We start from the raw sequence: 14,885 nt of genomic DNA, 5'->3' as shown, positions 1-14,885 counted from the left end.
CGGTAACGCGTCTGTCCTCCGCCGACGCCGGCAACCTCTACGCGACCATGACGATGCATTCCGAACCTTCCGGACGTCTGGACCATATCGATGCGATGCGCGCCGTCGCGGTCCTGCTCGTCATATGGACGCACTATGCCGAGCGGTTCGTCGCGCTGGCGGGCGCTCAGCAGTGGCTCGACACGCTGCAGCGCTCCGTCAATTTCGGGCGGATCGGCGTGGTGGTCTTTTTCGGCATCAGCGGCCTGCTGATTCCGGTCAGTTTGCACGGCCCCGCCGGACCAGGCACACGGCGCTTCCTGATCCGCCGTTTCCTGCGGCTGTATCCGGCATTCTGGTTGTCCATTCCGATCGGCTGCGTCGTCTTCTGGACGCTGTTCGGCAAACCGGTGAGCGCGACGCTGCTGATCGCCAATGCGACGATGATCCCGACCGCGTTCGGTCAGGAGCCCGTCATGGGGCATTACTGGACGCTCGAAACGGAGCTGTATTTCTACGGGCTTTGCCTCGTGCTGTTCTGGTGGGGCGGGCTGCATCGGATGCGCGACCTGTCGCTCGCCTGCATCGGGCTGTGCGCGGTGTTCGTGACGACCGTCGCGCTGCACGTCTTTCCCGACGACACGCTGGGCCAGTACAAGGCCATGCCGTACCACCTCGCGATCATGTTCTGGGGCGCATGTTTTCGTCAGGCCTACGACCGGCCGCTCGACACGCTGCGGGTGAGAGGGGGGCGGGGCGAACACGCCGGCATCGCGCTGACGTACCGATGCGTGGCGGGGCTGCTGACCGCGATGATCGTCGGCGTGGCGCTCGTCGGCGCGGCCAACGACTGGCGTCATCACAACGTCGATCATCTGCCGTCGTCGCTGGCTTATGTGGTCGGCGTCGCGATCTTCGTGGCGATGGCGACGGTATTGAAAGTCCGCGCGCGCGCGATGGCGAAGCTCGGCGAGGTCAGCTACTCGATTTACCTGTTTCACGCGATCCCACTGTTCGGGTTCTACTGGCTGTGCGAACACTACCGATGGACCGGATGGCCGCTGGGCGTCTACATGATCGTTCCGGTCGTGCCGTTGATTGCGTTGTCGTATCTGAGCTACCGGTATTGCGAAGCGCCCTGTGTGCGGCTCGCGCATCGCTTGACCGCATCGCGGTGGCGCGGCGGCGATCTGCCGGTCGGCAATCGGTCGGTCGATGCGACGCCGGGCCCGGTGCGAAGCGGCTGGCGCGCGGACGGATGAAATGGCTTGGAACGGTTTGGAACGGCGATCTCGCGTTGCCGATACGAATGGAATGGACGATACGGAGCGCAGACGATGCTGACGAGTACGGTGGTGCATGACGATGGCGGCGGCATGCCGCGATACCGGGTGGTTCGATGCACGTTCGGGATGCCGAATTGAACGGGTGGTCGTCGATCGGCTCCCGCGCGGAGGCGACGCGCGTCGTCGTCGTCAACGACTACGCGCGCAAGGGCGGCGCGGAGGAGGTCTACCAGACCTCCATCGAGGTGCTGCGCAAGATCCCGGACGTGGACGTGTACTCGTTCGACGAGACGAATTTCGCGGCGGGCGAAGGCGCGTTCGCGCGCGGCTGGAACCGCGCCGCGGCGGGCGCACTGGCGACGTTGCTCGACGACGTGCGTCCGCATCGCGTGCTCGTGCACAACTATCACAATCTGCTGACGCAATCGATCCTGCCGGTACTCGCACGGCGGCGGCGCGAGCAGGGATTTCGCACGTATCTCACGTGTCACGACTACCATCTGGTGTTCTACAACCCGAACCTGCTCGCCTATCGCAACGGACGTCCGGTGCCGGTTCCGGTCGATGCGCTGTCGAATCCGGCGCGCCTGTTCGCGCTGGCGAGCCCGCGCGGGCGGCTGCACGACACGGTGAAGAAACTGCACTGGCACGCGGTGTACGCGTATTGCAATCCGCGGAACGTGTTCGACCTGTTCCTGTGCCCGAGTCCGTACATGCGCATGGCGCTGGCGCAACGCGGCATCACGCGCACCGCACTGCTGCCGAATCCGGTGAGCACGCTGGCGGAGCCGTTCCCGCCGCGCGTATGCGATCGCGAGCAGTTCGATCTCGCCTATGTGGGGCGGCTCGATGCGGAGAAGGGCATTCACGAGTTCATCGAACTGGCGCGCCGGACCGCGTTCCGCCGTATCGGCAGTCTGACGCTGTACGGCGACGGCACACTGCGCACGCAGCTCGAAACGCGCCACCAGGATCTGGTTCAGGCCGGCCGGTTGCGTTTCGCCGGGCGACTCGGCCACGGCGAGCTGTTTCACGCACTGCGCGCGCACGATGCGCTGGTGCTGCCGTCGGTCTGGGCCGAAAACGCGCCGCTCGTGCTGGTCGAGGCCGCCACGCTGGGGCTGCCGGTGCTCGCGCACGAGATCGGCAGCCTGTCGACGTTCGGTAGCGAGATCGGCAACAAGATCCTGTACCGGAATTCGCCGGACGGCCTGACGAATGCGTTCGACGAATTGGGTCGTCATTTGCGCATCGCCGATCGGCACTACGATTGTTCGGCGTACACGCCGTCGCGCTACGCGGCGCAGCTTGCATCGTGGATGGGGCTCGGCGGGCAGCAGGGCGGTTAGCGGCGCGCAGCGGATGCGTCGACCTGGGCCGGGTTCGGCCAGGATACATCGCGGCCGCGCGTTCGTCCCGCGGCCGCGATACTTGATCAAGAGGAGCGTTATGCGGGCATTGCGACGCATCGTGGCGGTCGCCCTTGGCGCACTGGCGTTGTCGGCCGTCTACGGTCATTGCCAGGGCGGTGAGCGCGTGATGGCGCTCGCGCCGGCCAATACGTCCGGCAGCCCCGATTTCAAGGGCTCGTCGAACGGGCTGCTCGCCGGCACGACGTCGATATCGAAAATCGACGTGCACACGTTGCTGTACCCGGGCAGCACGACACAGGTGCTCGCGCACTACCTTCCATGGTGGGGCCCCGACCGGCGCGGCGTGAACGTCGGCTATCGATCCGACGATCCCCGCCAGGCGTTTCGCACCTTCGCCGACATGCGTTCGAGAGGCATCGACGGCGTGATCGTGGATTGGTACGGCGAGGGCCATTTCGTCGACACGGCGTGGCAGGCATCGCTGCCCGAACTCGCGAAGTTTCCCGGGATGACGTTCTCGATCATGATCGACAGCGGTTCCTTCAAGTTCAATGCGTGCCGCGGCTGCGACCTGACCGCGACGATCCTGCACAACCTCGCGTACATCAGCCGCGAATACTTCACGTCGAGCCAGTATCTGCGCTACAACGGCCATCCGGTCGTGTCCGAGTTCGGGATGGACGCGGTCGGCAAGGCCGACTGGGCACGGATTCACGCGGCGTACCCCGACGTCTACTGGATTCATACGTTGGTGCAGGGCTTCGATCTTCCGTACAGCAAGGGCGCGTACGTGTGGACGCAGCCGTCGCCGCGCGCCGCGCCGCAAGCGGTCGGCATACGACGCGACCTGCTGTATCGCGAGCGCTTCTACGACATCGCACGGAATCAGCCGCCGGGGACGATCACGGTCGGCGGCGTATGGAGCGGCTTCGACGATACGAAGGCATCGTGGGGCGCCGCGGCGCCGCGCTTTCTCGCGCCGTCGTGCGGCCAGACCTGGCTGGACACGTTCAGGACGATCAACGAGCGCTACAGCGTGCGGCAACAATTGCCGTTCGTTCAACTGATCACCTGGAACGACTACGAGGAAGGCAGCGCGCTCGAAACCGGCATCGCCAGTTGCACCGCAATCGACGCGCAGCCCGTGGGTGCGAGCCTGACCGTCAGGATCACCCATCCGGAGACCGTCGACCATCTCGAGCTGTACGAGCGGCTCGGCGACGGCGCGTTCGCGCTGGCCGGCCGCTATCCGGCCGACACGACGAGCATGCCGCTGCCGGGCGCCCGGGCGGGCACCTACTTCATCAAGGCCGTCGGCAAGCCGTTCATCCAGAACGTCGTGTCGACGGCGATCGTCGTGCGGTGACGCGCGGGCGCCATGCCCGTGCGGTCAGCACGCGTCGCCCGTCGACGGCGCGGCCAGCACGGCCGCCTTCCGCGTAGCCGGTTCCGGCGGTACGCAAGTCTCCCGGCCATACTGATCGTCGAAGCGGACGATATCGTCCTCGCCGAGATAGTCGCCCGATTGCACCTCGATGATTTCGAGCGGAATCCGGCCGGGATTCTCGAGTCGATGTACTTCGCCGACGGCGATGTACGTCGATTCGTTCTCGCACAGCAGGAACGTCTCGGCGCCGCGCGTCACCTTCGCGGTGCCGCGCACGACGATCCAGTGTTCGGCGCGGTGATAGTGCATCTGCAGCGACAGCCGCCTGCCGGGCTCGACGACGATCCGCTTCACCTGGAAGCGCTCGCCGAGATCGATCGAATCGTAATGGCCCCACGGCCGCTGCACCTTGCGGTGCTCGCTCGCCTGCGGGCGCCGGTCGGTCTTCAGGCGCGCGACGATGTTCTTCACGCGCTGCACGTCGTGCTTGTTCGCCACCAGCACCGCATCGGCCGTCTCGATCACGACGACGTCCTTCATCCCGACGCACGCGATGAGGCGGCCTTCCGAGCGCACCAGGCTGTCCTGCGTATCCTCGAACACGATGGGGCCGCGCGCGACGTTGCCGTGATCGTCCTTCGGCATGATTTCCCAGATCGCGTCCCATGTGCCGACGTCCGACCAGCCGGCCGCGAGCGGCACGACGATGCCTTCTATGCCGAGCTCGCCGTGTTCCGCGAGGCGCTCCATCACCGCATAGTCGATCGAATCCGACGGGCATGCGTCGAAGGCCGCCGCGTCGATCCGGAAGAACGGATCGTCGGCGACGCCCGCGCGCCACGCGCTCTCGCAGGCCGCATGAATGTCGGGCGCAAGCGCGCCGATGGCCTTCAGCCAGACCGATGCGCGCGTGACGAAGATCCCGCTGTTCCACCAGTAATCGCCCGATTGCAGATAGCGTTCGGCGAGCGTCGCGTCGGGTTTTTCGACGAAACGCCCGATCGCGTAACCGCCCTGGCTGCCGTGGCGGCCCGAACGCGGCTCGCCAACCTGGATGTAGCCGTAGCCCGTCTCCGCGCGGCGCGGCAGCACGCCGAGCGTGACGATCGCGCCTTCCTGCGCATAGCGTGCCGCACGTGCGATCGCGTCCTGGAACGCGCCGACGTCGACGATCACGTGATCGGCCGGCATCACGGCGAGCACGGGATCGTCCGCGAGCGCACTCGCGTCGAGCGCGGCGAGCGTCAGCGCGGGCGCGGTGTTGCGCGCGGCCGGTTCCAGCAGGATGCGGGCGGGCGCCGAGCGGCCGTGCACCTGCTCGGCGCTCATGAAGCGATGCTGTTCGCCGCATACGAGCAGCAGCGTGTCGCCGAGCGATGCGTTCGCGATACCGTTCAGGCGGCGCGCCGTTGCCGACAGCGGCGACTCGTTCGATACCAGCTCGATCAGTTGCTTCGGATACTGCTCGCGCGACAGCGGCCACAGCCGCGTGCCGGAGCCGCCGGCGAGAATCACCGGCAGGATGCTCGGCAGATCGGGTTCGGGAACCGGACGAAGGGTGCGGGTCATCGGTTCGCTCCGGTATCGGCAGGGAGCAGGGTGCGCGCGCGGCCGTCGGCGCGCGCGTCGTCGTGGCGCGAGACCGAAACGGCTCGCGACAGCAGGTGACGCAGCGCGCCGGCCGCGCGGTCGGCCGACCGTATCATGCCGACGAACGGCGCGCCCTGTTCGAGATACGGCCCGTAGGCCTTGCGGAATCCGAACTGTTTGTAGAACGCCTGGCGCGGCGCGGGGACGTGCGTGCGCACCGCCGCCTCGGGCCACGCGGCCTGCGCGGCGGTGAGCGCGCGCCCGATCAGGCGTTCGAGCGTGTCGTCGTCGCGGCAGCTTTCGCTCGTCAGCACCTTGTCGATCACGACGTCCGGATCGATGTCGTCGCCGGGCAGGATGCGTGCGTAGGCCGCGACTTCCATCGCGTCGCCGTCGCGCACGCTCGCATAGACGTGCAGCGCGCCCGCGTCCTTGCCGTCGATGTCGAGATGCGTGTGCGCGTCCTCGACCACCAGCACGGCGTTGCGCGCGCGCAGGATTGCATAGAGATCGACGGCGCTCAGATGTTCGAATTCACAACAATGCCATTCCATGATGCTGTCCTCGCGTGATGCCTTCGGCACGCCGCGCGGATGCGGTCGATCCGTGCGGCGCGGCGATCTTCATCATCCCGATGCGTGGTGCAGCGGTCTGTTCGAAAGCGCACTCACGCTCCGGATTCGCAGGGCGCGGCGCGGGATACCAGGCGATGCGCGCGTCACGGGAGCGTCGCAATGTGCGGTAGCACACACCGTCGGGGCCAGTGCTTTTTCATAATTGGTTCATCGTGGCGGCCTGCAATGAAGCGCGCCCGGCCGACATCGCACGCAAACCGCGCGCCGGGAGACGGGGCCGAGATTGCATCGTTGACGACGGACCGGCTGCGCGCAGGAGTGCCGGGCGCTGGCTCGCCGTCGATCGCATCGTGCACACCGGGCGAGGTGATCCCCCCGCCATCCGATCGCCATCCTGCACGCCCGCAAGGGGGCGCTGCCGCTCGCGTGCCTGCACCGCCGCGGTGATCTGCCGGTGGGGGCGCTTCGGGCCGGGACCTGCGGGCGGGCGGATCGCGCAAGGATGGCCATCATGCTGCACCGCACGACGCGCGGGCCGCCGCCCGGTATCCGGCCAGCCGGCAGGATTTCGCCGAAAAGCGCCTGCGCGGCGCGATGCCGGTGATTACGACGTGTAACGGCCGGGTGGCCGGCGCGCCGGCGGGAGGCGATGCGGCGACCCGGGGGCGCGCGCGATTATGCGGTCCGCGGAGCACGGTACTTTGCTTTTTGGGAGATTTCGATGGAAATCGCGGGCAATCGACCGGATCAATCTTGCGGAAAAGTAGTATTTGCCACTGATTGACGGGAATGGTCATAGATAATCAAATCTCAGTGGTCAAAAGCGCGGAGCGCCGGGCCACGAGCAGCGTAACCGACTGATTCACGTTTATCTTTTGGTAACAAGGCCAACTGGCAACGGGGTGTAAATTCAGGTGCGGATGAAATGGGGCGGGCGATCCGGGCGCGGTTTGGCCGCCCTCCGGCTCGGCATCGGGTGCGACCGTCGTGTACGATGCGACGCCCATGCGGGTCGGCGTTTCCGTGTGCCGACGTGCCCCGCCTGACGGCGGGTCGCTTCAAAGCCGGAATGTCATGGCTCCTGCAGTCGCGCATTCCGTTCGAGTTCGATGACAACGAGGCCGGATGACAGCCGGCTCGATCTCCGGGGGTTCTCGCCGTGTGCAGTTTCGATCTTCGCCAAAGCTGCGGAAACGCAGCGCGGAAAGGCGGCCATGCGCCGCCGGCCGCAGCGCACGCGAACGGTTCGCGGAGTGCGGAAAGTGATGGTTCGTTATGAATATGCCAATAACGCGCGATAAGAGCGCCGGCGTGGGGAGCGGTAACGGGCAGCGTCCGCTGATTTACTGGACGCAGTCGCCGTCCGTGATGCTGCGAAAGGAATTGTCGCGCCGCGACTGGAAAGTGTCGGTCGTCGCGCATGCGAACGAGCTGCGCGACACGTCCGGCGAAATTACCTGCGGCATTCTCGACTTGAGCGGCGGCCACGCCGATGCGATCGGCAGCATCGCGTCGACCTGCGCGTCGATGCGCGACGTCGTCTGGGTGGCGCTCGTGGATGCCGGCCAGACCGCGTCGCCGAACGTGCGCGCGCTGTTGCGCGACTACTGCTTCGACTACGTCACGCTGCCGGCGTCGCACCAGCGGATTGCCGATACGGTCGGCCACGCCTACGGCATGGAATGCCTGTTCGCGCGCGATCGCGAACAGCTCGAATCGGAGGAAAAGGGCATCGTCGGCACCTGCAGCGCGATGCTGCGGCTGTTCGATACGGTGCGGCGTTTCGCGCGCACCGACGCACCGGTGTTCGTGTTCGGCGAAACGGGAACGGGCAAGGAGCTCACGGCCGTCGCGATCCACCGTCATTCGGAGCGGCGCAACGGCCCGTTCGTCGCGGTCAACTGCGGCGCGATTCCGCCGCATCTGCTGCAATCGGAACTATTCGGCTACGAGCGCGGCGCGTTTACCGGCGCGAACGCGCGCAAGATCGGCTACGTCGAGGCCGCGAACGGCGGCACGCTGCTGCTCGACGAAATCGGCGACCTTCCCCACGAAAGCCAGGCGAGCCTGCTGCGGTTTCTGCAGGAGCGCGCGATTCATCGGCTTGGCGGCAGCGATCCGGTACCGGTCGATGTCCGGATCGTGTCGGCGACGCACGTCGATCTGCGCGATGCGATGGAGGAAGGGCGCTTTCGCGCCGACCTGTTCCACCGTCTGTGCGTGATGCGCATCGATCAGCCGCCGCTGCGCGCGCGCGGCAAGGACATCGAACTGCTCGCGCATCACATGCTCGAGCGCTTTCGCGGCGATGCGCGCCATCGCGTGCGCGGGTTCTCGACGGATGCGATCACGGCGCTCTACAAGCACGACTGGCCGGGCAACGTCCGCGAATTGATCAACCGCGTGCGCCGGGCGGTCGTGATGACGGAAGGGCGTCTGATCACCGCGCAGGATCTCGAGCTCGAATACTGTCTCGACGCGGCGTCGCCGTCGGTGGCCGACATCCGCAAGTCGATCGAGCGCGAAGCGATCGAAACCGCGTTGCTGCGCACGCGCGGGCGCGTCGCCGCTTCCGCGCGCGAACTCGGCGTGTCGCGCGCGACGCTGTATCGCTGGATGGAAGCGTACGGCATCGAGCGGCCGCGCAGCACGGGCTCGTCCGACTGATACGCGGCAGCGCGACGCTCGCGGCGGCCGCGAGCGTCGTCACCCGGCCTGGCTGGCCCGCACCGCGCGCGCGGCGTTCACGGCCCGGATTTCCACCGCGGGCGGCGCATCGCCGTCGGCCGCCGCGGGCTTTCCGTCGATTCGCAATGGAATGAGCGCGATGCGCGCCGGCGTGCCGGGCGCGAGATGGAACCAGTCGTCGCTCGGCATGAAACCCGGTGCGTCGATCTGCACGTGGCGTGCGACATGCCGCGTGTCGATGTCGACGTGCCAGGTCTCGCCGGTGCGCGATACGCACGCTTCGATCCCCGGTTCGCGACGCGCCAGCACGGCAGGATGCGTGCGGGACGGGAAATGGAACGCCTGCGACAGCAGCGTGCCGTCGTCGGCGCGCAGTGTCGCGACGACCGTATCGTGTTCGCAGGGGCCGAAGCGGTACGCGTAGGTCCAGTCGAAGAAGCGGCCGAGCAGCTCGGCCGAGCCGAGCCGCACCGTGTCGTGCGCGGCGATCCGCACCGGGCAGCCGGCCCGTGCGACCGGCGTACGGCCGTCGCGTAGCGCGACCAGGTCGATCGCGGCCGACAGCGGCGCCGGGCGCTCGTTGACCACGTGCACGTCGAGCCCGTTCAGGCCTTCGTCCACGAGCAGCACCTGGATCGGCTGCAGCACCTGGCGCAGCGCATACCATGCCGATTTCGGGCGGTGCGCGGCGTCGATCACGCCCCATCCGGCGCCCGGCATCACGTCCTGGAACTGCCACACGAGTGCGCCGGCGCAACGCGAACCGGTGCGTCGCCATTCTGAAAACGTCTCGCGCATCACGTCCGCGATCACCGCACGCGACAGCTCGAAGTAGCGCGCCGGATCCTCGCGTCGCAGCCGGTCAGGCGCGACGTCGTACAGCGTCTGCAGATAGTGGTCGCGGATATCGTCGAAATCCCACGACGTGCCGGGGTCGCGCGGCACGGCCGCCTTCCAGCGCGGCTCGTGCACGCCGGGCCAGCCGAGTTCCGCGAGCGTCGCATCGCACGGCACGTTCGCGAACGCGAGGCATTCGCTCGCGAAGCGCACGTCCGCGCGGCGCGCGTCGTCGAGCGGACGCAGGTACGCGCCGACGCCGTAGTAGTGCGACACGCGTTCGCGCGGCGTGAACGGCAGCAAGCCGCCGTCGGGCGAATCGGGCACGTACGGGACATCGGGGCGGTGCGCGGCCGCGTGGCCGGCCAGCCGGTCGGCCGTCAGCTCGACGAAGCGCTGCTTCGGCCCGAGCCCCGACATCGCGGCCTGTTGCGCGATCTCGCTGCCGCCGCACAGCACCGCAAGCGACGGCGAAGCGCCGTGACGCGAAAGGAACTGGCTCGCTTCGCGATCGACGTTGGCCGCGAACTCGGGATCGTCGAGCGCGTAATCGAAGTTCGCGAAACCGAAGTCCTGCCAGACCAGCAGCCCGAGCCGGTCGCACCATGCGTGGAACGCGTCGGCCTCGTAGGTCATCGTGCCGCCGACGCGGATCATGTTGAAGCCGGCGTCGCGTGCGAGCCCGAGCAGGCGGGCGTAGGTCGCGTCGTCGGCGTGCAGCGCGAGCGGCGCGGCGCTGCTCCAGCATGCGCCGCGCGCGAACACCGGCACGCCGTTGATGCGCAGCCCGAACCCCTTGCCGTCGATGCCGGAATCGATCTCGATCGTGCGGAAACCCGTCGAGCCGAGCGACCGGCGCGCGGCGCCGATATGCAGCACGACCTCGTAGAGCGCCGGGTCGCCGTGCGTATGCGGCCACCAGCGACGCACGTTCGGTATCGCAACGCTTGCGCGCAGTTGGTCGATGTCGGCACGTTCTAGCGTCGCGTGATGGTCGCCGCACGACAGCCGTGCCGCGAACGCGTCGGGCAGCGGCGCGGCGAACGTCAGTTCCGCGTCGAGCCAGCCCGTGTCGCCTTCGATACGGGCATGCAGTTTGCAATCGGCCAGGACGGGGCCGTCGGCCGGATCGAGCACCTCGACGGGCCGCCACGGGCCGGTGGGTACATACGGCGGAAACCAGCCCGGCATGTGCCCGAACAGCGACGTGCGGATCGTGCGCAATGCGGCGGGTTCGGCGAGCCGCGTGCGCCAGCGCGCACGGCGCGGCGCGCGCGCGTCGCGCAGATGCGGCGCGAGCGCACGGAAGCAGATGGTCAGCCGGTGCGTGCCGTCGAGCGACACGGGCACGTCGTGGGCGACGAACATGCTGTCCGAGCGGTGGATCGGCGTGTCGTCGAGCCATGCGTGGGCGAGCGTCGCGAGGCCGTGAAAGCGCAGGATGCGCGGCCCGCGCCCGCGCAGCTCGAGCCGGTACCAGTGATCGCGCTCGTCGAGCGACGCGGCTTCGTCGAGCCGGCCGGCCAGCGCGAGCGCCTGCGCGACCGTGCCGGGCACCGGCGCCGCAATCCAGCTGCCGCGATCGGCCGGGAGGTCGCGCGGTTCGCGCACGGCGCCCGCGGCCGTCGCCAGCATCGACCATGCGGGCAGGGGGCGCGCGCGCGTCACCGCATGGCCGACACGGGTGCGGTGTCGGCGCGCACGGGCGTCACGTGCCGCAGCGGCGCGCCAATCTGCCGCGCGCACGCGACGAGGTCGGCATACGCGACCTCGATCGCTTCGAGCGTCGAATCGCCGTATTCTTCCTTGCCGCGTGCGCACGCGCGCGCGAGCCGGAATTCGAGCACCATCGCTTCGGACGCGATGCGATCGCACGCGGCGCGGATTTCGGCGAACGGTCCGGTGCAGCCGCTCGCTTGCAGCCAGCGTGCATAGTGGCCGAACAGTTCGAAATTCGCGCCGAGCTGCCGCACCGAATTGAACGAGTACGCGTGGAAGCGCTCGAGCGGCGCGCCCGCGAGGATGCGCGCGTCGGTCTGCAACTGCCGGCGGAACGCCGCGATCGGATCGACGATCGGCAGGCGCCGCAGGTGGCGCTGCAACGCGGCGAGCGAGGCTTCGCACAGCGCGCGTTCGTCGAGCGGTGCAAAGCGTCGCTTCGCGCATTCGACGTACGGCGGCAGCGTCATCGGCGAGCTGGCGCCTACGAGCCCGTTGTAGTCGAAATCCTCGGCGACGTAATAGCCGCTGTTGTGGAAGTAGCCGATCTGGTGCTTCGCACGGTCGATCGCGTCGATGCCGATCGTCGTCTTCGTGTGCTGCGTGCGGTAGCTGCTGCCGCGCGTATCGGGCAGGAACCACGCGTCGACCTCGACGATCATCAGGTGGCCGCGCGCGACCTGCGTCTCGATGTGCTGGTCGAGCGGCTCGTAGATCGAATGTTCCTGCACGACGATCCCGTAGAGCCGCTCCAGCTCGTCGTGCGGAAACTTGAAGAACGTGAACTGGTCGCCCTCGAAATCGAGCGCGATCGTAAACGGCAGCGCCGCATACGGATTGAGACCCCACCACCGGAGCACCTCGAGCCACATGTCGACATAGCAGTTGGTCTGCTTCCAGACCATCTCCTGACTGTGCAGCGGGTGCGGCCGGTAGTGGCGTGCGCGGTGGCGCACCCCCTCGAACGACGCGTCTTCGCCGTCGCGGGAAACGAACCTCATGGCGTGCCCCACAGCACGTCGCGGACCGCTTGCGGCCAGGCGTCGATGTCGAAGCCGTGGTGGCGGAACAGCGCGAGCGTGAGCCGTTCGAGGCCGAAACCGACGCAGCCCGTGTGCGCGACGTCGCCCGTCGCGGTGCGGATGTCCCACAGCAGCCCGAAATGGTCCATGTGGTAGTTGAAGCTCAGGCACGCAGTCTGCCGGCCGTCGTGCTCGATCGGAATCAGCAGCTCGAACTTCAGGTTCTGCTCGCGCTGGCTGTTCGCGACGATCTTGCCGCCGCGCCCGAAGAACGGATCGTTCGCGAGATCGATCGCATTCGGCAGGTGCAGCGCTTCGATCATCCGCGTGCCGCGTTCCATCCACGTCTCGCGGAACGAGACGATCTGCTCGGGCGTGCCGATTCGCACGTATTCGCGCATCCGGAACAGCTGCATGCGGGTCGGGTCGAGCGACGGTTCGTGACGGAAGCAGTACGAGAACACGTCGACGATCCGGCCGTCGGCGGGCAGCGCCCCCGCGCGCGCGACGACGGGATACACGGGGTAGCACGCGGCCGGCGTCATCACGACGTAGGTCGGCTTCTGGTTTTCGGTCCAGTCGTCGCCGCGATCGAGGCATTGCAGCACGCGCTGGTGCTGGCGTTCGTCGCCGCAGAACGCGTGCACGCTGCCCGCCAGTTGCGGGAAGCTCTTCATGTATTCGCTGCGCTCGAACTCGGTGCGGCTCATCGCCGGCGGGAAGCGCAGCACTTCGGCCTGCTGGTCGGCGCCGAGGCGCGTGACGAACGCGTCGAGCGCTTCGACCACGCGCTCGAATCGTTCGCTGCGGCCGAACAGGCCCTGGATGCCGGTCGAAACCAGCAGGCCCGCGTCGATCAGCGCATCGCGCAGCGGATTGACGCCCGCACGGTCGAGCGGTGCGTCGGCGGGGACGGAGGCGGCGGAGGGCACGGCAAGGCGATCGTTCACGTATGTTTCTCCAGCGTGGCGGGACGCAGGGCGAGCAACAGGCTCGCGGTGTTGGCGGCAATGCGGTCGTTGCTGATCATCAGCGGCGCCGCGTGCAGGTCGCGAATGTGGCGGCCGATGCTGAACGGCGTGCCTTGCTTGTAGCCGGCCATCCCGCAGATCATCATCGCCTGGTGCGCGACTTCGAGCGCGGTCGCCGACACGTAGGTCTTCAGCGTATTGATCTCGGCGGCCCAGGCCATGCCGGCCGACCACGAGCGGGCCGACGCGTTCGCGTGGAGGCGCAGCACGTTGTCGACGCGGGCCTGCATCGCCTGCATCAGCGCGAGCGATTCGGCGATGCGTCGCGCGGCGGGTGACGGTGCGCCGTCGGTCTGGCGCGCCTGCGCGCGGAAGAACTGATGCGCGCGATGGAACGCGTCGCCGGCCACGCCGATCCACACCGCGGCCCACAGGATGTGCGAGACCGGCACCATCGTTTCCTCGGCGATCTTCGCGAACGGCACCGGCAGGCATTGCACGGCGGCGCCTTGCGCGTCGAGCACGAAGCCGTTGCTGCACGTGCCGCGCATGCCGAGCGTGTCCCATTCGCCGCGGCGCGTGAGCGTATAGCCGTCGCGCAGCAGCGTGACGAGCACCTGCTCGGAAGCAGGCGCGTCCGCATCGCGTCGCGCGGTGGCGAGAATACCGTCCGCGTAGTCGCCGTACGAGATCGTCGGCGCGGATTTGTGCAACCGGAACCCGCTGGCGTCGATTTCGAGCGCGCACTGGCTCGCGCGCAGGTTGCCGCCGACGCCGTCTTCCGACGTGGCCGATGCGAGCAGCCACTGGTGACGCACGAGCTGCTGCAGGAACAGCTTGTGCCAGCCCTGGTCGGCGGCGTGGTCGACGATGCAGGCGACCTGGATCTGGTGCATCGCGAACACCATCGCCGACGATGCGCACGCCTGGCCGAGGATCGAGCAGGCTGACGCGATATCTTCGAGCGACGCACCCGCGCCGCCGAGATGGGTCGGCACCATGGCGCCGAGCAGCCGGCGCGCGCGCATCGCCTCGATCGCCTCGACGGGGCAGCGCGCGTCGCGATCGACCGCATCGGCATGCTGGGCGGCGATTTGTGCGACGGCATGCGCGGCCTCGTCGAGCCGATGCGAATCGCTGTTGGACGCGAGTTCGGGAAGCAGCGCGCTCATGCGGAGTGCTCGGTGCGTTGCAGCGTGGCGATCGTGTCCGCGAGTGCGTCGATGCTGCGGAACAGGTTGCGGTTCAGCATCTCGTCGGGAATCTCGATGTTGAACTGCTTTTCGATCGCGAGCATCAACTGGATCGTATCGAGCGAGGAGAGGCCCGCTTCGTAGAGGTCGTCCCCGTCGCCGATCGAATCGATCGCGGCTTCGAGGTGGGCGACGTGCTTCAGGATGGTTCTGATTTCGTTTTTCACGTGCTGCTCCGGCATGCGTGGTGTCGTCCGCTCGGGCA

At 67.8% G+C, this 14,885-nt stretch carries 11 protein-coding genes; 4 read left to right on the top strand and 7 right to left on the bottom strand.

Annotation, left to right across the window (positions count from 1 at the left end):
- Window positions 1-47 precede the first annotated feature (47 nt).
- The 3 genes from WT24_RS25335 (at window position 48) to WT24_RS25325 (ending at window position 4,004) form a co-directional block, all read left to right on the top strand.
- A complete protein-coding gene (locus WT24_RS25335) occupies window positions 48-1,241 on the top strand; it encodes an acyltransferase (protein WP_060036190.1) in 1,194 nt (397 codons plus the stop codon).
- A 158-nt stretch (window positions 1,242-1,399) separates the two neighbouring features.
- A complete protein-coding gene (locus tag WT24_RS25330; RefSeq protein WP_082742287.1) occupies window positions 1,400-2,614 on the top strand; it encodes a glycosyltransferase family 4 protein in 1,215 nt (404 codons plus the stop codon).
- Window positions 2,615-2,714: 100 nt separating this feature from the next.
- Window positions 2,715-4,004: a hypothetical protein gene (locus tag WT24_RS25325; RefSeq protein WP_060036189.1), complete on the top strand. Its 1,290-nt coding sequence runs from the start codon at window positions 2,715-2,717 to the stop codon at window positions 4,002-4,004.
- Window positions 4,005-4,028: 24 nt separating this feature from the next.
- On the opposite strand, the gene WT24_RS25320 is transcribed toward WT24_RS25325, so the two are convergent.
- Window positions 4,029-5,594: a mannose-1-phosphate guanylyltransferase/mannose-6-phosphate isomerase gene (locus WT24_RS25320; protein ID WP_060036188.1), complete on the bottom strand. Its 1,566-nt coding sequence runs from the start codon at window positions 5,592-5,594 to the stop codon at window positions 4,029-4,031.
- A complete protein-coding gene (locus WT24_RS25315) occupies window positions 5,591-6,169 on the bottom strand; it encodes a hypothetical protein (RefSeq protein WP_059789400.1) in 579 nt (192 codons plus the stop codon). Before WT24_RS25315 ends, WT24_RS25320 begins: the two co-directional genes overlap by 4 nt.
- Before the next feature lie 1,296 nt (window positions 6,170-7,465).
- On the opposite strand from WT24_RS25315, the gene WT24_RS25310 reads away from it, so the two are divergent.
- Entirely contained in the window at window positions 7,466-8,857 is a 1,392-nt protein-coding gene (locus WT24_RS25310) for a sigma-54 dependent transcriptional regulator (RefSeq protein WP_034204976.1), read from the top strand.
- Window positions 8,858-8,896: 39 nt separating this feature from the next.
- Here WT24_RS25310 and WT24_RS25305 read toward each other — a convergent pair whose 3' ends face one another.
- Genes WT24_RS25305 through WT24_RS25285 form a run of 5 tightly spaced genes read right to left on the bottom strand, consistent with a single transcriptional unit; the run spans window position 8,897 to window position 14,847 of the window.
- Window positions 8,897-11,350, bottom strand: coding sequence for a glycoside hydrolase family 2 protein (locus WT24_RS25305; RefSeq protein WP_257127559.1), 2,454 nt, complete (start codon window positions 11,348-11,350; stop codon window positions 8,897-8,899).
- Between the two features lie 29 nt (window positions 11,351-11,379).
- Window positions 11,380-12,435 carry a DUF1839 family protein gene (locus tag WT24_RS25300; RefSeq protein ID WP_059789711.1) on the bottom strand — a complete coding sequence of 352 codons (1,056 nt, stop codon included), beginning with the start codon at window positions 12,433-12,435 and terminating at the stop codon, window positions 11,380-11,382.
- Window positions 12,432-13,406, bottom strand: a complete 975-nt coding sequence (locus WT24_RS25295) for an amino acid--[acyl-carrier-protein] ligase (protein ID WP_059500687.1) — start codon at window positions 13,404-13,406, stop codon at window positions 12,432-12,434. The genes WT24_RS25300 and WT24_RS25295 overlap by 4 nt, the downstream gene beginning before the upstream one ends.
- Window positions 13,403-14,599, bottom strand: a complete 1,197-nt coding sequence (locus WT24_RS25290; protein WP_059500686.1) for an acyl-CoA dehydrogenase family protein — start codon at window positions 14,597-14,599, stop codon at window positions 13,403-13,405. The genes WT24_RS25295 and WT24_RS25290 overlap by 4 nt, the downstream gene beginning before the upstream one ends.
- Window positions 14,596-14,847, bottom strand: a complete 252-nt coding sequence (locus tag WT24_RS25285; protein ID WP_006490451.1) for an acyl carrier protein — start codon at window positions 14,845-14,847, stop codon at window positions 14,596-14,598. The genes WT24_RS25290 and WT24_RS25285 overlap by 4 nt, the downstream gene beginning before the upstream one ends.
- Window positions 14,848-14,885 lie beyond the last annotated feature (38 nt).

This window comes from Burkholderia sp. MSMB1078WGS (assembly GCF_001528895.1).
In the GTDB taxonomy this organism is placed as follows: Bacteria; Pseudomonadota; Gammaproteobacteria; order Burkholderiales; family Burkholderiaceae; genus Burkholderia.
The sequence above is the reverse complement of the archived record's forward strand: the minus strand, read 5'-3'. Positions and strand labels throughout refer to the sequence as shown.

Bases quoted from the DNA above. Each gene is read 5' to 3' on its own strand.
- WT24_RS25335 (WP_060036190.1), top strand. From the start codon at position 48: ATGACGATGCATTCCGAACCTTCCGGACGTCTGGACCATATCGATGCG.
- WT24_RS25325 (WP_060036189.1), top strand. From the start codon at position 2,715: ATGCGGGCATTGCGACGCATCGTGGCGGTCGCCCTTGGCGCACTGGCG.
- WT24_RS25320 (WP_060036188.1), bottom strand. From the start codon at position 5,594: ATGACCCGCACCCTTCGTCCGGTTCCCGAACCCGATCTGCCGAGCATC.
- WT24_RS25315 (WP_059789400.1), bottom strand. From the start codon at position 6,169: ATGGAATGGCATTGTTGTGAATTCGAACATCTGAGCGCCGTCGATCTC.
- WT24_RS25310 (WP_034204976.1), top strand. From the start codon at position 7,466: ATGAATATGCCAATAACGCGCGATAAGAGCGCCGGCGTGGGGAGCGGT.
- WT24_RS25305 (WP_257127559.1), bottom strand. From the start codon at position 11,350: ATGCTGGCGACGGCCGCGGGCGCCGTGCGCGAACCGCGCGACCTCCCG.
- WT24_RS25300 (WP_059789711.1), bottom strand. From the start codon at position 12,435: ATGAGGTTCGTTTCCCGCGACGGCGAAGACGCGTCGTTCGAGGGGGTG.
- WT24_RS25290 (WP_059500686.1), bottom strand. From the start codon at position 14,599: ATGAGCGCGCTGCTTCCCGAACTCGCGTCCAACAGCGATTCGCATCGG.